General features: G+C 69.2%; 18 protein-coding genes. 10 read left to right on the top strand and 8 right to left on the bottom strand.

The features are described from left to right. Window positions 1-66: 66 nt before the first annotated feature. Window positions 67-693, bottom strand: coding sequence for a TetR/AcrR family transcriptional regulator (locus VSH64_RS42005; RefSeq protein WP_326568278.1), 627 nt, complete (start codon window positions 691-693; stop codon window positions 67-69). A gap of 106 nt (window positions 694-799) precedes the next feature. Between VSH64_RS42005 and VSH64_RS42000 the strand changes: the two genes are divergently transcribed. Together VSH64_RS42000 and VSH64_RS41995 are read left to right on the top strand one after the other, a co-directional pair. Further along, entirely contained in the window at window positions 800-1693 is an 894-nt protein-coding gene (locus tag VSH64_RS42000) for an esterase/lipase family protein (RefSeq protein WP_326568277.1), read from the top strand. 75 nt (window positions 1694-1768) lie between these two features. Continuing rightward, window positions 1769-2362: a TetR/AcrR family transcriptional regulator gene (locus VSH64_RS41995; RefSeq protein ID WP_326568276.1), complete on the top strand. Its 594-nt coding sequence runs from the start codon at window positions 1769-1771 to the stop codon at window positions 2360-2362. A gap of 43 nt (window positions 2363-2405) precedes the next feature. Here the strand turns inward: VSH64_RS41995 and VSH64_RS41990 are convergent, their stop codons facing one another. The 4 genes from VSH64_RS41990 to VSH64_RS41975 all read right to left on the bottom strand — a co-directional run bounded on the left by VSH64_RS41990 (window position 2406) and on the right by VSH64_RS41975 (window position 5171). Further along, window positions 2406-3650: a hypothetical protein gene (locus tag VSH64_RS41990; protein WP_326568275.1), complete on the bottom strand. Its 1245-nt coding sequence runs from the start codon at window positions 3648-3650 to the stop codon at window positions 2406-2408. Beyond that, on the bottom strand, window positions 3647-4219 hold the full coding sequence (locus VSH64_RS41985) for an RNA polymerase sigma factor (RefSeq protein ID WP_326568274.1): 573 nt from the start codon (window positions 4217-4219) through the stop codon (window positions 3647-3649). Before VSH64_RS41985 ends, VSH64_RS41990 begins: the two co-directional genes overlap by 4 nt. Window positions 4220-4341: 122 nt before the next feature. Beyond that, window positions 4342-4965 carry a uracil phosphoribosyltransferase gene (upp, locus tag VSH64_RS41980; RefSeq protein WP_326568273.1) on the bottom strand — a complete coding sequence of 208 codons (624 nt, stop codon included), beginning with the start codon at window positions 4963-4965 and terminating at the stop codon, window positions 4342-4344. Window positions 4966-4970: 5 nt separating this feature from the next. Then, window positions 4971-5171, bottom strand: coding sequence for a hypothetical protein (locus VSH64_RS41975; protein ID WP_326568272.1), 201 nt, complete (start codon window positions 5169-5171; stop codon window positions 4971-4973). Between the two features lie 118 nt (window positions 5172-5289). On the opposite strand from VSH64_RS41975, the gene VSH64_RS41970 reads away from it, so the two are divergent. Together VSH64_RS41970 and VSH64_RS41965 are read left to right on the top strand one after the other, a co-directional pair. Next, window positions 5290-6159 carry a helix-turn-helix domain-containing protein gene (locus VSH64_RS41970; RefSeq protein WP_326568271.1) on the top strand — a complete coding sequence of 290 codons (870 nt, stop codon included), beginning with the start codon at window positions 5290-5292 and terminating at the stop codon, window positions 6157-6159. Beyond that, the gene (locus VSH64_RS41965; protein ID WP_326568270.1) at window positions 6156-6596 is read left to right on the top strand and encodes a DUF397 domain-containing protein; all 441 of its coding nucleotides are present in this window, start codon (window positions 6156-6158) and stop codon (window positions 6594-6596) included. Before VSH64_RS41970 ends, VSH64_RS41965 begins: the two co-directional genes overlap by 4 nt. 103 nt (window positions 6597-6699) lie before the next feature. On the opposite strand, the gene VSH64_RS41960 is transcribed toward VSH64_RS41965, so the two are convergent. Beyond that, window positions 6700-7146, bottom strand: coding sequence for a protein-tyrosine phosphatase family protein (locus VSH64_RS41960; protein WP_326568269.1), 447 nt, complete (start codon window positions 7144-7146; stop codon window positions 6700-6702). Between the two features lie 107 nt (window positions 7147-7253). Between VSH64_RS41960 and VSH64_RS41955 the strand changes: the two genes are divergently transcribed. From VSH64_RS41955 to VSH64_RS41940, 4 genes are all read left to right on the top strand, one after another. Next, a complete protein-coding gene (locus tag VSH64_RS41955; RefSeq protein ID WP_326838187.1) occupies window positions 7254-7877 on the top strand; it encodes a DUF1707 SHOCT-like domain-containing protein in 624 nt (207 codons plus the stop codon). Between the two features lie 128 nt (window positions 7878-8005). Further along, window positions 8006-8980, top strand: coding sequence for a deoxyribose-phosphate aldolase (deoC, locus tag VSH64_RS41950; protein WP_326568268.1), 975 nt, complete (start codon window positions 8006-8008; stop codon window positions 8978-8980). A 1-nt stretch (window position 8981) separates the two neighbouring features. Then, complete coding sequence (locus VSH64_RS41945; RefSeq protein WP_326568267.1) at window positions 8982-10415, top strand: aldehyde dehydrogenase family protein; 1434 nt, start codon at window positions 8982-8984, stop codon at window positions 10413-10415. Further along, complete coding sequence (locus VSH64_RS41940; RefSeq protein WP_326568266.1) at window positions 10408-11313, top strand: aldehyde dehydrogenase family protein; 906 nt, start codon at window positions 10408-10410, stop codon at window positions 11311-11313. The genes VSH64_RS41945 and VSH64_RS41940 overlap by 8 nt, the downstream gene beginning before the upstream one ends. An 89-nt stretch (window positions 11314-11402) precedes the next feature. Here the strand turns inward: VSH64_RS41940 and VSH64_RS41935 are convergent, their stop codons facing one another. Together VSH64_RS41935 and VSH64_RS41930 are read right to left on the bottom strand one after the other, a co-directional pair. Further along, window positions 11403-11954: a DUF4232 domain-containing protein gene (locus tag VSH64_RS41935; RefSeq protein WP_326568265.1), complete on the bottom strand. Its 552-nt coding sequence runs from the start codon at window positions 11952-11954 to the stop codon at window positions 11403-11405. Between the two features lie 215 nt (window positions 11955-12169). Continuing rightward, window positions 12170-12802: a TetR/AcrR family transcriptional regulator gene (locus tag VSH64_RS41930; RefSeq protein ID WP_326568264.1), complete on the bottom strand. Its 633-nt coding sequence runs from the start codon at window positions 12800-12802 to the stop codon at window positions 12170-12172. 200 nt (window positions 12803-13002) lie between these two features. On the opposite strand from VSH64_RS41930, the gene VSH64_RS41925 reads away from it, so the two are divergent. Both VSH64_RS41925 and VSH64_RS41920 read left to right on the top strand, forming a co-directional pair. After that, on the top strand, window positions 13003-14214 hold the full coding sequence (locus VSH64_RS41925; RefSeq protein ID WP_326568263.1) for a cytochrome P450: 1212 nt from the start codon (window positions 13003-13005) through the stop codon (window positions 14212-14214). Between the two features lie 10 nt (window positions 14215-14224). Further along, window positions 14225-15421 (top strand): cytochrome P450, encoded by a 1197-nt coding sequence (locus VSH64_RS41920; RefSeq protein ID WP_326568262.1) that lies wholly within the window; start codon window positions 14225-14227, stop codon window positions 15419-15421. Window positions 15422-15425: the final 4 nt, after the last annotated feature.

The raw sequence follows: 15425 nt of genomic DNA, 5'->3' as shown, positions 1-15425 counted from the left end.
GCGCACTCCAGGTCAAATCCCGACCGGGTGAGGTGATTTCCGAATTGCGCAGGTCAGCCCGTGGCTTCAGCCGGTGAGCGCCGCGGAGATGCGGGCCAGCTCGGCCACGGCGTCGGCCAGCGGCGCCCGATCCGGCGTGGCGCACCAGTCCTGCAGCAGGCCGTTGGCGGCGCCGATGTAGGCACTCGAAGCCAGCCGGTAGTCGCGGTCGGGGATCTCGCCGTCGGCGATGCCGGTGCTCAGCAACGCCTGCATCAGCTCGACCCAGCGCGCCCGCGTCGCCATCCGGTGCTCCTCGACGCCGGGGCTCACACCCACGATCTCCACGTACGCCACCTTCGCGCGGCGCAGATCGGTGGCCGTGGTGAGCGCGTACACCGTGAGCGCGGCCTTGATCCGCTCGGTGAGCGGCTCACCGTGCGTGTTTTTCACCGACTCGGCCACGGCGGCCTGCGCTTCGGCGTTCACGTGGTCGTACACCGCGATCAGCAGCGCTTCCCGGTCGGCGAACTCCTCGTAGTACTGCCGCGTGGACAGGTTCGCCTCGCGGCAGATCTGCCCGACGGTCGACGCCGCGTACCCGGCCGTGCCGAACAGCTCCAGCCCGGCCGTCATCAGGCGCTCGCGCCGCTCGGCACGGCGTTCGGCGGCGGTGCGGCCGCCGTAGCGGCCCCGCGGTCCGGGCTGGGTCACGGCGTCACCCTATTCGCTCTTGTGCCTGGTCCGGCCGCCGTGGTGCAATCTCGGGACCAATCTGAAGCACTGACGTTTCAGATCTTGCTCACTCCGGAGGCCGACGATGTCCTCACGCAAGCTCCGCCGCTGGTTACCGGCGCTGGCCGCCATCGCGCTGACACTGACGCTGGCCGCCCCGGCCGACGCCGCGCCGCGCTACCCCGTCACACCGAACATCGCGGTCGGCATCGCGCAGTCGCTGCCGAACCCGGCGGCCTCACCCGCCGGCGTGAACGTCGCCTGCACCCCGAGCGCCGCGCACCCGCGCCCGGTCGTGCTGGTCACCGGCACCTTCGGCAACATGATCGACGACTGGTCCGGCCTCGGCCCCACGCTCGCCAACGCCGGCTACTGCGTCTACGCCACCCCGCTCGGCGGCAACGCCCACGCGCTGATCCAGACCATCGGCCCGGTCGCCACGTCGGCCCGCCAGGTGCAGACGTTCGTGGACCAGGTGCTCACCAAGACCGGCGCGAGCCAGGTCGACCTCGTCGGCCACTCGCAGGGCGGCTTGATCGGCGAGTACTACCTCAAGGTCCTCGGCGGCGCGCCGAAGGTCCACGCGTTCGTCGGCCTCTCCCCCACCACCCACGGCACCTCGCTCGACGGCCTCGCCTACCTCGCGAAGGTCTTCCCCGGCGGCGAAGCGCTCGTCGGTGCCGCGTGCGCGGCCTGCGCCGACCAGATCGTGGGCTCTTCGGTGGTGAAGGCCGTGGAATCCGGTGGCATCACGCAGTCCGGAGTGGACTACACGGTGCTCGAGACCCGCAACGAATGGGTCGTGACGCCGGCCGGCACCGCCGCGTTCATCAACGAGCCGGGGGTGCACAACAAGTGGATCCAGGACACCTGCCCGTTCGACTTCGCCGACCACGGCAGCCTGAGCTACTCGAAGACGGTCTACGGCCTCACGCTCAACGCCCTCGACCCGGCGCACGCCACCGCCGTCCGCTGCTGATCGAGGACAGGATCACGCCGCGGATCACCCCACGAAGGGTCGCGTACCGTAACACCGTTGCGTTACGCTGAGCGCATGCCCCGTCCCCGTACGCACGACGAAGCCCTCCGGCTGAAGCTGCTGGACCGGGCCGGCGAGCTCATCTCCGCCGACGGCCCCAAGGCCCTGTCCCTGCGCAAGCTCGCCGCCGACGCCGGCACCTCGACCACGGCCGTGTACTCCCTGTTCGGCAGCAAGCCGGACCTGGTCAACGCGCTGTACGTCGAAGGTTTCCGGCGCTTCGGCGAGCGCCTTCGAGCGGTGGCGCGCACCGGCGACGCCGTGGCGGACCTCGTCCACCTCGGCGTCGCCTACCGCGCCAGCGCGCAGGCCGACCCGCACCTGTACGCGATCATGTTCACCAGATCCGTACCCGGCTTCGAGCCCAACGCCGACGCCGACCGCCTGGCCCGCGCCACCCTCGAACCCCTCGAGGACGCCGTGCGGCGCGGGATCGCTTCGGGGCAGTTCGCGGACGTCGCGCCCGAGGTGATCATCGTGAGCGCGTGGGGCCTGGTCCACGGCCTGGTGTCACTGGAGCTGTCGGGCAACCTGCCGCCGGAGTTCAGCGTGAGCGGGGCGTATGAGGAAGCTTTGCGCGCCAACACTTCCGGCTGGCTGAAGAAGTGAACCCGGCCCGATCACCCGGATCTGCCGGGTGATCGGGTTCGGCTCAGATCAGCTTGAGCGAAGCCTCGATCACGAGCTTGCCCTGGGCGTCGTAGGCCTTCACGTTCGTGCGGGCGTCCACAGTGGACGAGTCGTCGGCGTCGGTGTGCCAGACGGCGAACGTCCCGTGCGCCACCACCGCGTCGACGTGCCGGCCGCCGGGGTAGGTGACCGAAACCCTCGTCACGTTCTCCGGCAGGCCCCCGACGAGCGCGGACTGCTCCGGCTCACCGGTCTCCTTCACCGGCGCCAGCACCTGGGCGAACATCCCGCCGCCCAGCCCCGGCTTCAGCATCTGCTGGTCGGGATCGATGTTGTAGTACGTCCGCCCGGGCTTGCCCGGGTACGGCCGCGCCGAGCAGCTGATCACCCGCGACCCGAGCCGCGCGACGACGATCTCGCGACCGTTCCAGCCGAGGTGCGCGCCGGCGACCCAGGCGTCGCGGTCGGGCAGCTGCAGCGGCGACCCGGCGAGGCATTCGCCGAGGAACTTCCCGGCCACGGACGTCCGCTCCGCGGGCGCGGGCCGGTCGACGGTCGTGACCAGCGGGGCCGGCGCCGTCACGAGGGCGTCCGCCGAGGCGCCGGTGGTGTTCAGTGGCCCGAGTGTGACCGGCACGTCCGGGCCCGCGTCGGTGAACGCCACGAACTGGTGGGTCACCGGCGAAATCCACCAGGCCGGCGTCGCGCTGTCGGGCAGGATCAGCGCCCCGGCCGGGGCCGCCGAAATCGCATGCCACGCCGGGTCCGCCACGCCCGCGATCAGGCCGTCGGCCGTGCGCAGGAGCACCGTGCTCCGGGTGCCGGGCACCGGGACGGGTTTCGCTGCCGGGTCGGAAACGGTGACCGAGGTCAGCGTCGTCTCGCAGAACAGCGGCCGGTCGCCGACCATCGCCGCGAGGACCAGCGTGGTCCCGTGGTTGAAGATGATCTTCAGCTGCCAGTCGCGTGGGAGGGCGAGGGCCTTGCCGCGGGTTTTCGCCGCGTTCCAGCACCGGTCGACCGCGTCTTGCAGCTGGGCGGACCCCGTCGTGGCCGGCGCGGCGGGTGCGACCGGTCCGTTGGCGCGGTCGCGCAGTACGCCGGTCGCGAACACCGCGCCGGCGGCGAGCACCACCACGGCCGCCGCGGCGAGCCAGACCGGCCGCCGGCTGCGGGCCGGTTCGGCGATCCCGGCGCGCATCTTGAGCCGGATGCGGTCGCGTACGTCGGGCGGCAGCTCGCGGCGCGGGGGGAGGTTGTCGATCATTTCTCCTCCAGTGTTTTCTCGGCTGTTTTCTCGTGGAGGAGCGCACGCAGGTGGGCTCGCGCCCGGGACAGGTGCGAGCGGACGGTGACCTCCGCGACTTCGAGCAGCGCCGCCGCGTCGGCGGCCGGCAGCTCGCCGAGCAAGCACAGCTCCACCACCTGCTGTTGCGCCTTCGGCAGCTTCCGCACGGCGTCGAGCACGGCCTTCAGGCGTTCTTCGCCGTCGACCTGATCGGCCACGGCGTCGGCGTGGTCGGAGATCCGCGATGGTTCGGGGATCCGTCTCAGCAGCCGCAGCCGTCGTTGCGCGCCACGGTGTTCGGTGCGGGCGAGGTTGCCCGCCACGGTGTAGAGCCACGGCAGCGCGCTGTCCCTGATCAGCTTCAGCTCGGCGCGCTTGCGCCACGCGATCAGGAACGTGTGGGACGTCAGGTCCTCGGCCACCGCCCACGACCCGGTCAGCCGGTAGGCGTGGTTCCACACCGACTGCGCGTGGCGTTCGAACAGTTCGCCGAACGCCCTCTCGTCCCCGCCTGCCGCGCGCCCGAAGAGCTCGGCGTCCACGGTCACCCCTTGGATGGTCACATCGGGAAGGGGCCGGGTCGCCGGGGTTTGTTGTGACTTTCTTTCCGGAGGTGGTGCTGGTTCAGACCGGGGCTGGTTCTGACGGTGTCGGATCAGACGGTGTTGGTTCAGACCGCGCCGTACTGGCGGTCGCCCGCGTCGCCGAGGCCGGGGACGATGAAGCCGGAGTCGTTGAGCCGCTCGTCGATGCTGGCGGTGACCACGCGGACCGGCAGCCCGGTCTTCTCCAGGTGCGCGAGCCCTTCGGGGGCGGCCAGGGCGCAGATGGCCGTGACGTCCGTGGCCCCGCGGTCGGTGAGCAGCCGGATCGTGTACTCCATCGAGCCGCCGGTCGCGAGCATCGGGTCGAGCACCATCACGGGCCGGTCGGCCAGCGTTTCCGGCAGCGACTCGAGGTAGGGCGTCGGCTTCAGCGTCTCCTCGTCACGCGCGAGGCCGACGAAGCCCATCTGCGCGTCGGGGATCATCTTGTGGGCCTCGTCGGCCATGCCGAGGCCGGCGCGCAGCACGGGGACCAGCAGCGGCGGGCTGGCCAGCCGGTAGCCCTCCGTGCGCGCGACGGGCGTGTGGATCCGCTCGGTGCGCACCGGCACGTCGCGCGTGGCCTCGTACACGAGCATCATGGTCAGCTCATGCAGCGCGGCCCGGAACGCGGCGCTGTCCGTGCGTGCGTCACGCATCGTGGACAGGCGGGCCTTGGCCAACGGGTGATCGACGACGTGCACATCCATGCCGCCTAACTTAGCTGCCGCGACTCGTCCGCGTCTCGGCTCATCTCGTAGTAGTTCACCGCCTCGAAGAAATGCCCCACCACGGGCGCCAACTTGTCGACCGGCCACTCCGGCACATCCGGAGCGTTCGAGTCGTCCGGCGCCTCGATGCTGACAATGATCCTCCAGTTGGCGTACGCTCCACTGATCCGCCAGGACTGCTGCATGGGTTTCCTCCTCCGCGGGAACACGAGCGAAACGCTCTCCCGATGCCAGATCTGCACGCAACCTTCCTTCAGGTGAGCGATCTTTCGTGCCGCCGTGGCAAGAGGACAAAGTAACGACATGACGAAACAAAAGGGCACTTCGGTGCGCCAACGCCGAGTCTCGGCGGAACTGCGCGCGCTTCGCGTGCAACGGAAACTGACCTGCAGAGACGTGGCGGTAGGAGTCGATTTCTCTGAGAGCAAAATCAGCCGGATGGAAACCGGGGACCGCGGGCTGTACGCCGACGACGTCGCCGCGATCCTCGGCTTCCTGCGCGCACCTTCGGTTTTGCGGCAAGAACTCATGGCACTGGTGAGGGAGGGAGAAGAGCGCAACTGGCATGAGATCCACGGGAAGCTGCCGCCGAGCTGGAAGGACCTCATCCGCATCGAGGACGAGGCGGCGGCCATCAAGAACTTCGAGCCACTGCTGATCCCTGGGCTGGCACAGGTTCCGGAGTACTCGCGCGCGCTGCTGCGCGCGATGGAACCACACCTGTCCGAAACCGAGATCGAGAAGCTGGTCGCCGCGCGATCGAATCGACAATTGGTTCTCAGTCGACACAACCCGCCAACCGTTCACCTGCTCATCGAAGAAAGCGCGGTGCGGCGAGTGGTCGGCAGCAGCGAGGTCATGCGCACACAGTTACGAAACCTGCAGAATCTGACCAATCGCTCGAACGTGGTAATCCAGATCGTACCGTTCGCTGCCGGCGCACACATCGGACTGGCGGGACTGCTCGTGCTTCTCGAATTCATCAACGGGCCCACTCTCGCCTATGCCGAGAGCAATGGCACAAGCAGCTTCATCGAGGAAGATGCGGGGGTCGCGCGTGCTAAGGTTGCCTGGAGCAGCCTTCGTGCCATTGCATTGTCACGAGAGGAATCCGCTCGGCAACTTGTCAAGCTGATTGGCGAACTCCACCCTCCCGAGGAGCCGCGAAGATGATCGCCCCGGATGCCAACCTCGCCACCTGGCGCAAGAGCTCCTACAGCAGCAACCAAGCCAACTGTGTCGAGATCGGCGCCTGGCGCAAGAGCACCTACAGCAGCAGCCAGGCCAACTGCATCGAGGTCGGCGCCTGGCACAAGAGTTCCCACAGCAGCAACCAAGCCAACTGCATCGAGGTCGACGCTTGGCGCAAGAGCTCCTACAGCAGCAGCCAGGCCAACTGCATCGAGGTCGGCGCCTGGCACAAGAGTTCCCACAGCAGCGACCAGGCCAACTGTGTGGAGGTCACTGCTTCACCGGACCTTGCCACCACCAGCGCACTTGCCACTACCAGCGTCATGGTCGGCATCCGGGACACCAAGGACCGTGCGGCCGGCCACCTCACCGTGCCGGCCGCCGCTTGGCTTGCCTTCCTCGCGGCAACTCGCCACTGACCCCACCCACTTGCCATTCCGGCGGCGGCTTGCCACGGCAAGCCGCCGCCGGAATGGCAAGTTGCCGTGGCAATCGCCGCCCGTCGTGGCAAGGCGTGCCCGACTATGGCAACTTGCCGCTGAACCAGGCAACCCACCACGCTTGCCACTTGGCTTCGACCGCGCGGTGATTGTGGTGTTGCCGCACCCAGGCGATTGCCTCTCGCGGTGGCAAGCCGGCTGCAGTGGCAAGGCAGGCGAGAACCGTGCCGGTGCGACCGACTCCTCCGTAACAAGCCACCTCCACCGCCTCTCCCGCCAGCGCCCGCGCGTGCAACGCGAGGATCTTGCGCCGGGCGTCGGCCCAATTCAGCGGCAACAAGAAATCCGGCCAGCGGATCCACTCGTGGTCCCACGTGAGGCCGGCGTCGTACTTGCGCCGCAGCCGGCCCGAGCCCAGGTACAGGCCGTAGGACGGGTCCGGGCCGTCCGGTTTCGGCCGGCCGAGGCCGCGTCCGCGGAGCACGGCGCCGTCGGGCAGAGCGAGGGTTCCCACCAGAGCAGAGGCCATCACCGGATTCTGGCCCCTATCCGTCGTTCGATGGACCCCGGACCACCCCCGATCGGGCTAGGCTGCCCCGGGTGAGTGACGACGCAGCCCTCCCCGGCCCCGACGAGATGCGGGCCTCCGACGCCGACCGCGAGCAGGTCGCGCAGGTTCTGCACCAAGCCCTGTCCGAAGGCCGCATCACGATCAACGAGCTGGAAGAACGGCTGTCCACCGTCTACGCGGCGAAGACCGTCGGCGAGCTGAAGCCCGTCACGCGCGATCTGCCGATCGGCGCCACGCCGGGCCCGTCCACCGCGCTGCAGCCGGCCACCAGCCGCGCCCTCGGCTTCCCCGACGCGCGCATCGGCGGCCACCCGGGCTCCAACGTCTCGATCGGCGTCCTCTCCGGCGCCATCCGCAAGGGCAGCTGGGTCCTCCCGCCGCAGCACACGAGCATCGCCTTCTGGGGCGGCACGCAGATCGACCTGCGCAACGCCCGCTTCGCCGACAAGCAGTCCACCATCACCGCCGTCGCCATCATGGGCGGCATCGAAATCACCGTCCCCGACGACATCCACGTCGACGTCACCGGCCTCGGCCTCATGGGCGGCTTCATCCTCGAAGACAAATCCGGCGCCCCACCCGCGCCCCCCACGGCCCCCACCCTGACCGTCAACGGCCTCGCCTTCTGGGGCGGCGTGGTCGTGTACCGCAAGAAGGCGAAGAAGGACAACCCGCAGCTCGAATCCTGACTTGTGGTGGCCTGCACGAGTTCCTCACGACCGGGAAGCAGCCCGGCGTCGTGCACCTCACCGTCGAGTAATCCACAGATTCCCGTGAGTGACCCGGCACAGCGCGTGGCACACCTACACTCACTGGCATGACCACAACCACCAGCCCGAACGCGGCACCGGACACCCCGGCACCGCTGGCGGACGTGACTCGCGACGACGCGAGCCTGCGGCGGTTCCTGCACGGGCTGCCCGGCGTCGACCAGGTCGGGGTCGAGCAGCGCGCGGCGGCCTTGGGCACGCGAAGCATCAAGAAGGACGCGAAGCGCTGGGCCATCGACACCGCCATCTCGATGGTCGACCTGACCACGCTCGAGGGAGCCGACACGCGGGGCAAAGTCCGCGGGCTCGCGGCGAAGGCGCTGCGGCCGGACCCGGAACGCCGGGACTGCCCGCGCGTGGCCGCCCTGTGCGTGTACCCCGACATGGTCGAAGCCGCGGTCGATGCGCTCAAGGGCAGTGCCGTGCACGTGGCGAGCGTCGCGACTGGGTTCCCGTCCGGGCGCACCAGCCGCGAAGTCAAGCTGGCCGACACGAAGCTGGCCGTGGAGTACGGCGCCGACGAGGTCGACATGGTGATCGACCGCGGCGCGTTCCTCGAGGGCCGCTACATGGACGTCTTCGACGAGATCCGCGCGATCAAGGCGGCCTGCGGCGAAGCGCACCTGAAGGTGATCCTGGAGACCGGCGAGCTGGCGACGTACGACAACGTCCGCCGCGCGTCGTGGCTCGCGCTGCTGGCGGGTGGGGACTTCATCAAGACCTCGACCGGCAAGGTCTCGCCGGCCGCGACGCTGCCGGTCACGCACGTGATGCTGCAGGCGGTGCACGACTGGCACGAGAACACCGGCCAGCTGCGCGGCGTGAAGCCCGCGGGCGGGATCCGCACCACGAAGGACGCGATCAAGTACCTCGTCGCCGTGCACGAGGTGGCCGGCGAGCAGTGGCTCACGCCGGACCTGTTCCGCTTCGGCGCGTCGAGCCTGCTCAACGACCTGCTGCTGCAGCGGCGCACCCAGGTGGACGGCCACTACAGCGGCCCCGACTACGTGACGGTGGACTGACATGGGCATCTTCGAATACGCCCCCGCGCCCGAGTCGCGCGACATCGCGAACCTCAAGGACCACTACCGGCCGTTCATCGGCGGCGAGTTCGTCGACGGCTCGGGTGAGCCGCTCAAGACGATCAACCCGGCCACGGAGGAGATCCTCGCCGAGGTCGGCACCGCTTCGGTGTCCGATGTGGACACCGCGGTCAAGGCGGCGCGCAAGGCCTACGACACCGTCTGGTCGAAGATGCCGGGCAGCGAACGCGCGAAGTACCTCTTCCGCATCGCGCGCCTCATCCAGGAGCGCTCGCGCGAGCTGGCCGTGCTGGAGTCGCTCGACAACGGCAAGCCCATCAAGGAATCCCGCGATTCCGACGTGCCCACGGCCGCCGCGCACTTCTTCTACCACGCCGGTTGGGCCGACAAGCTCGACTACGCCGGCTACGGCCCGAACCCGAAGCCGCTCGGCGTCGCCGGCCAGGTGATCCCGTGGAACTTCCCGCTGCTGATGCTGGCGTGGAAGATCGCGCCCGCGCTGGCCACCGGCAACACCGTGGTGCTCAAGCCGGCGGAGACCACGCCGCTCACCGCGCTGGTGTTCGCCGAGATCTGCCAGCAGGCCGAGCTGCCGCCGGGCGTCGTGAACATCCTGCCGGGCGCCGGCGACATCGGCGCGGCGCTCGTGGAGCACGGTGACGTCGACAAGATCGCGTTCACCGGCTCCACCGAGGTCGGCAAGCTGATCCAGCGCACGGTCGCCGGCACGCGCAAGAAGCTCACGCTCGAGCTCGGTGGCAAGGCGGCCAACGTCGTGTTCGACGACGCGCCGCTGGACCAGGCCGTGGAGGGGATCGTCAACGGGATCTTCTTCAACCAGGGTCACGTCTGCTGCGCGGGTTCGCGGTTGCTGGTGCAGGAGTCCGTCGCCGAAGAGGTGATGGAGAAGCTGCGCTACCGCGTGTCGACGCTGCGGATGGGCGACCCGCTCGACAAGAACACCGACATCGGCGCCATCAACTCCGCCGAGCAGCTCGCCAAGATCCGCGGCCTCGTGGAATCGGGCGACGCCGAGGGCGCGCAGCGCTGGACGAGCCCGTGCCCGGTGCCCGACCGTGGTTTCTTCTTCGCTCCCACCGTGTTCTCCGACGTGCACCAGTCGATGCGGATCGCGCGCGAGGAGATCTTCGGGCCGGTGCTGTCGGTGCTCACGTTCCGCACGCCGGACGAGGCCGTGGCGAAGGCCAACAACACGCCGTACGGGCTCTCGGCCGGCATCTGGACCGAGAAGGGCTCGCGCATCCTCTGGATGGCGAACAAGCTCCGGGCCGGTGTCGTCTGGGCCAACACGTTCAACCGCTTCGACCCCGCCGCGCCGTTCGGCGGCTACCAGGAGTCCGGGTTCGGCCGCGAGGGCGGGCGCACGGGGCTGGAGGGCTACCTCGATGTCTGAATCAACACAGTCTGAGACGGTGTCTGTCTCGAACGGCAACCGGATCTCTGTCGCCAAGACCTACAAGCTCTACATCGGCGGCGCCTTCCCGCGTTCGGAGTCGGGCCGCGTCTACCCCGTCACCGACCGGGACGGGAAGTTCCTGGCCAACGCAGCACACGCGTCGCGCAAGGATGTGCGTGACGCCGTGGTGGCCGCGCGCAAGGCGTTCTCCGGCTGGTCCGGCGCCACGGCCTACAACCGCGGCCAGGTGCTCTACCGCGTCGCCGAGATGCTCGAAGGCCGGCGCGCGCAGTTCGTGAGCGAGGTCGCCGCGTCGGAAGGGCTCGCACCCGGGCCGGCGGAGTCCCTGGTGGACGCCGCCATCGACCGCTGGGTCTGGTACGCGGGCTGGACGGACAAGATCGCGTCGGTGCTCGGCGCGGCGAATCCCGTTGCGGGGCCGTACTTCTCGTTCACCGTGCCCGAGCCCACCGGGGTCGTGGGCGTGCTCGCGCCGCAGCAGTCGTCGCTGCTCGGCCTGGTGAGCGTGCTGGCACCGGTGCTGGCCGGCGGGTCCACGGCCGTGGTGGTGACGAGCGCCGAACGTCCGCTGCCGGCGATCACGCTGTCGGAGGTGCTCGCGACGTCCGACCTGCCGGGCGGCGTGGCCAACGTGCTCACCGGCCGCGCGGCCGAACTCGGCCCGTGGCTGGCTTCCCACGGCGACGTGAACGCGCTCGACCCCACCGGTGCCACTCCGGAAGACCGCGTCACGCTGGCGCGCGAGGCCGCGGGCACGGTGAAGCGCGTGCTCACGGTCCCCGACGCGGAACCGGACTGGACGCAGACTCCCGACCTGTCGCGGCTGCGCCGGTACCTGGAAGCGAAAACGGTCTGGCACCCGCTCGGCGTCTGACCGCCGGATTCAAAAAGCAACCCCCGAACACGGCGAAGGGGCGGGCCGCACCCCCTGGTGTGCTGCCCGCCCCTTCACCGAAAACCGCGTCACACGGTCGGCGCGAGCCCCTGCGTCACCGCACCGACGTCGATGGTGTGGTTGTCGGCGGAAGCGTCGACCACGCCGAGGTTCCAGTCCACGGTGATGTTCGGGTTGAGGTAGTCACCGTGCTGGTTGGAGTCGGACGGCGCCACCACGCTCACCGCGTTGGGCGTCTGCTGCTGGTCGTACGACTCGATCTCGGTCCAGTGCAGCGGCACGTAGGCCGAGGAGCCGTCCACGAGGGCCACCGACGGCGCGTCGGCCGCGGCGGTGTTGTTCACGAGCACGTTGTGCGCGCCCACCAGGTCCACCGCGAGGTTGCCCGGCAGGTAGCAGCGCTCGCCCTGGTTGGCGGTGAACTGCACGGCGCCGTAGTGGTTGCCCGCGCCGGCGCCGCCGTCCACGAGCGTGGTGGTGAACTGGTTCGAGGTGCACGGCTGCACGGTCGAAGCCGGCGCGGCGCTCGCGGTGCCGGCGGCCAGCGCCGTCGCCGCGGTGGCCACCCCGGCCACGGCGAAGGCGGCGAGAACACGGCTGATGGTCTTGCGTGTGGTCATGTCGGACACTCCCCTTGTTCGAACCCGGGCAGTCGTTCCGCCCGGTGAAAACGACCGGTTTGGTGATTCATTCCCCTCGGTCGCTCTCACCAGGAAAGACGCCCACATCCACACCCGGGATGCCCGGCTGTGGGATCAGCCGCAGAAACGCAACCCCCGCCGACTCGAAGCGTCAGAGAAGGTGAACGCGCCCGCGCGGGCGCACCAGCACGAACTCAGTGGATGTCGTGGCGGCTCAGCGGCCGGCCCGGCAACGGCGTGCCCGGCTGGGCCTTCAGACCGTCGATCATGATCGCGATGCTGCGCTCGGTGGACAACCGCGTGACCTCCGGCGAACGCGACTCCAGCTGACGCAGCAGCAGCGCGAACAGCAGGGCCACGTCACCCTCGGCAACGTCCGGCCGCAAGGTGCCCTCGCGTTGCGCCCCGCGCACCATGGCTTCCAGCTCCACCAGCAGCTCGTCGCGCAACGAGGCGATGGCCGGGTCTTCCTTCAGGATCTCGTGCGCCTTCTTCGACAGCATCGCCAGCTGCACGGACAGGTGCAGCTCCACGGACTGGTGCAGCAGCCGCACCAGCGCCAGCCAGGCGGTGGGTTCCTGCTCGGCGGCCTGGCGCGCGTCGTCGAGCACGCGCGCGAAGTTGTCCACGGCCACGGCCCGGATCAGCGCGTCGCGGTCGGGAAAGCGCCGGTAGAGCGTGCCGACCCCGACGCCGGCCGCCCGCGCGATCTCTTCCATCGGCACCTCGGGGCCGAAGTCCGAGAAGATCGAGCGCGCCGCGGCGATGATCTGGTCGCGGTTGCGCCGCGCGTCGGCCCGCAAGGGGACCTGGGGGTCCGCGCTCATGGTCCACCTTCCTCTCGCCGGGAACTCGTCACGCGCGCAAATTCTCGCATGGGCAACGTTCGACGGACTGAACGCGCAAGTCGTCACCCCTTTGCTAGTGGACGAAGATCGTCCGCTTGGGTACCGTGGGCAATGAACCGGAATGTAATCCTCCACATACATTGCGTAAAGGTTCAAAACCACCAAAAGGGGATCCCACCATGACAGAAGTTGCCGAACCCGAGCTCGCCAGCTTCCCGATGGCGCGCACGTGCCCGTTCGCGCCGCCGCCGGAGTACGAGCGTTTCGAGGACGAGCGGGCGAAGCTCGTCGAGCTCGATTCCGGCCAGCGCGCCTGGGTGCTGCCGAGGCACGAAGACGTGCGCGCAATGCTGAACGACCCCCGGTTCAGCTCCAACCGCTTCAACCCCGGCTTCCCGATCCTCTTCCGCGAGGGCCAGGCCCGTCGCGACCGCAAGCTGAACCCGTCGCTGATCAACATGGACGCGCCGGAGCACGGCCCCGCGCGCCGCGAGGTCGTCGGCGAGTTCACCGTGAAGCGGATGAAGGCGCTGCAGCCGCGGATCCAGGAGATGGTCGACGAGCACATCGACGCGATGCTGGCCGGCGACAAGCCCGCCGACCTGGTTTCGGCGCTGTCACTGCCGATCCCGTCGCTCGTGATCTGCGAGCAGCTGGGCGTGCCCTACGCCGACCACAACTTCTTCCAGCAGCACAGCTCGATGATCCTCAACCGCGACGCGACCGGCGAGCAGCGGCTCAACGCGGTGGAAGCGCTCGAGGGTTACCTCGACAAGCTGGTCACGGAGAAGGAAGAGAACCTCACCGACGACCTCCTCGGCCGTCAGATCACCAAGCGGCGCGAAGAGGGCGTGTACGACCACAACGACCTCGTGTCGCTGGCCTTCCTGCTGCTCATCGCCGGCCACGAGACCACGGCGAACATGATCTCGCTCGGCACCGTCGCGCTGCTGGAGAACCCCGAGCAGCTCGAGGCGATCAAGGCCGACCCGGGCAAGACGCTCGACGCCGTGGAGGAGCTGCTGCGCTACTTCACCATCGCCGAGTTCGCGACCACACGCGTGGCGACCGAGGACGTGGAGATCGCGGGCGTCACGATCAAGGCCGGCGAGGGCGTGCTCGGCCTGAGCTACGCCGCCAACTTCGACGGCGACGCCTTCCCCGACCCCGAGAAGCTCGACATCACCCGCGGCGGGCGCAAGCACGTGGCGTTCGGCTTCGGCGCGCACCAGTGCCTGGGCCAGAACCTCGCGCGCATGGAGCTGCAGATCGTGTTCGACACGCTGTTCCGCCGCATCCCGACCCTGAAGCTGGCCGCCCCGGTCGACCAGCTGCCGTTCAAGCACGACTCCGCGATCTTCGGTCTCCACTGTCTGCCCGTCACCTGGTGAGGGAGGAAGCATGAGCACGATGGAGGAACTCCCGGTCGCCCGGAAGTGCCCGTTCGCGCCGCCCGAGGAATACACGCGCACCCGCGAAGAGGCAGCCGTGCAGCGGGTGAACATCCCCGACGGCAAGCAGGCCTGGGCCGTCTCCCGGCACGAGGACGTGCGGGCCGTGCTCAACGACCCGCGGTTCTCCGCCGATCGCTTCCACCCGGACTTCCCGACGCTGGTGCCGGGTGGCAACGTGATCCGCCGGACCGAGGCCGAGCGCACGATGCTGGCCATGGACGCGCCGCAGCACGGCCCGGAACGCAAGGCGGTGCTCGGGGAGTTCACCGTGAAGCGCGTGGCCGAGCTGAAGCCGCGGATCCAGGAGATCGTCGACAAGCTGATCGACGACATCCTCGCCGCGGACGGGCCGGTGGACCTGGTCGAGGAACTTTCGCTGCCGGTGCCGTCGCTCGTGATCTGCGAAATGCTCGGGGTTCCCTACGAAGACCACGATTTCTTCCAGGAGAACACCAAGCAGCTGATCAACCGCGCCACCAAGCCCGAAGACCGGCGCGCCGCGTTCGAGCGCGTGCAGGGGTACATGGGCGAGCTGATCGCGAAGAAGGAAGCCACGCCGGGTGACGACCTCATCAGCCGGCAGATCGCGAAGCGGCGCGAGGAAGGCACGTACGACCGGGCGAAGCTGGTGAGCCTCGCGTTCCTGCTGCTCGCGGCCGGGCACGAGACCACGGCGAACATGATCTCGCTCGGCACGCTGGCGTTCCTGCGCAACCCGGAGCAGCTGGCGCTGATCAAGGCCGATCCGGGCAAGACGCTCACGGCCGTGGAGGAGCTGCTGCGCTACTTCTCCATCGTGGACAACACCTCGCGGATGGCGAAGGAGGACGTGGAGATCGGCGGCGTCACGATTCCCGCCGGCGACGGCGTGGTGCTGATGACGTACGCGGCCAACTGGGACCCGAGCGCGTTCGAGGATTCCGAAGCGTTCGACATCGAGCGCGGCGCGCGCCACCACGTGGCGTTCGGGTTCGGGCCGCACCAGTGCCTGGGCCAGAACCTCGCGCGCACGGAGCTGCAGATCGTGTTCGACACGCTGTTCCGCCGGATTCCGTCGCTGAAGCTGGCGGCCGACGTCGACGCGCTGCCGTTCAAGGACGACGCCCTGATCTACGGCCTCTACGAACTGCCTGTCACCGCCTGAGGAG

This window comes from Amycolatopsis rhabdoformis (assembly GCF_035918295.1).
Taxonomy (GTDB): Bacteria; Actinomycetota; Actinomycetes; order Mycobacteriales; family Pseudonocardiaceae; genus Amycolatopsis; species Amycolatopsis rhabdoformis.
The sequence above is the reverse complement of the archived record's forward strand: the minus strand, read 5'-3'. Positions and strand labels throughout refer to the sequence as shown.

Coding starts and splice junctions, on each gene's coding strand:
- VSH64_RS41965 (WP_326568270.1), top strand. CDS start 6,156: ATGATCGCCCCGGATGCCAACCTCGCCACCTGGCGCAAGAGCTCCTAC.
- VSH64_RS41940 (WP_326568266.1), top strand. CDS start 10,408: ATGTCTGAATCAACACAGTCTGAGACGGTGTCTGTCTCGAACGGCAAC.
- VSH64_RS41945 (WP_326568267.1), top strand. CDS start 8,982: ATGGGCATCTTCGAATACGCCCCCGCGCCCGAGTCGCGCGACATCGCG.
- VSH64_RS41935 (WP_326568265.1), bottom strand. CDS start 11,954: ATGACCACACGCAAGACCATCAGCCGTGTTCTCGCCGCCTTCGCCGTG.
- VSH64_RS41930 (WP_326568264.1), bottom strand. CDS start 12,802: ATGAGCGCGGACCCCCAGGTCCCCTTGCGGGCCGACGCGCGGCGCAAC.
- VSH64_RS41955 (WP_326838187.1), top strand. CDS start 7,254: ATGCGGGCCTCCGACGCCGACCGCGAGCAGGTCGCGCAGGTTCTGCAC.
- VSH64_RS41960 (WP_326568269.1), bottom strand. CDS start 7,146: ATGGCCTCTGCTCTGGTGGGAACCCTCGCTCTGCCCGACGGCGCCGTG.
- VSH64_RS41995 (WP_326568276.1), top strand. CDS start 1,769: ATGCCCCGTCCCCGTACGCACGACGAAGCCCTCCGGCTGAAGCTGCTG.
- VSH64_RS41970 (WP_326568271.1), top strand. CDS start 5,290: ATGACGAAACAAAAGGGCACTTCGGTGCGCCAACGCCGAGTCTCGGCG.
- deoC (WP_326568268.1), top strand. CDS start 8,006: ATGACCACAACCACCAGCCCGAACGCGGCACCGGACACCCCGGCACCG.
- upp (WP_326568273.1), bottom strand. CDS start 4,965: ATGGATGTGCACGTCGTCGATCACCCGTTGGCCAAGGCCCGCCTGTCC.
- VSH64_RS41990 (WP_326568275.1), bottom strand. CDS start 3,650: ATGATCGACAACCTCCCCCCGCGCCGCGAGCTGCCGCCCGACGTACGC.
- VSH64_RS41925 (WP_326568263.1), top strand. CDS start 13,003: ATGACAGAAGTTGCCGAACCCGAGCTCGCCAGCTTCCCGATGGCGCGC.
- VSH64_RS42000 (WP_326568277.1), top strand. CDS start 800: ATGTCCTCACGCAAGCTCCGCCGCTGGTTACCGGCGCTGGCCGCCATC.
- VSH64_RS41920 (WP_326568262.1), top strand. CDS start 14,225: ATGAGCACGATGGAGGAACTCCCGGTCGCCCGGAAGTGCCCGTTCGCG.
- VSH64_RS41975 (WP_326568272.1), bottom strand. CDS start 5,171: ATGCAGCAGTCCTGGCGGATCAGTGGAGCGTACGCCAACTGGAGGATC.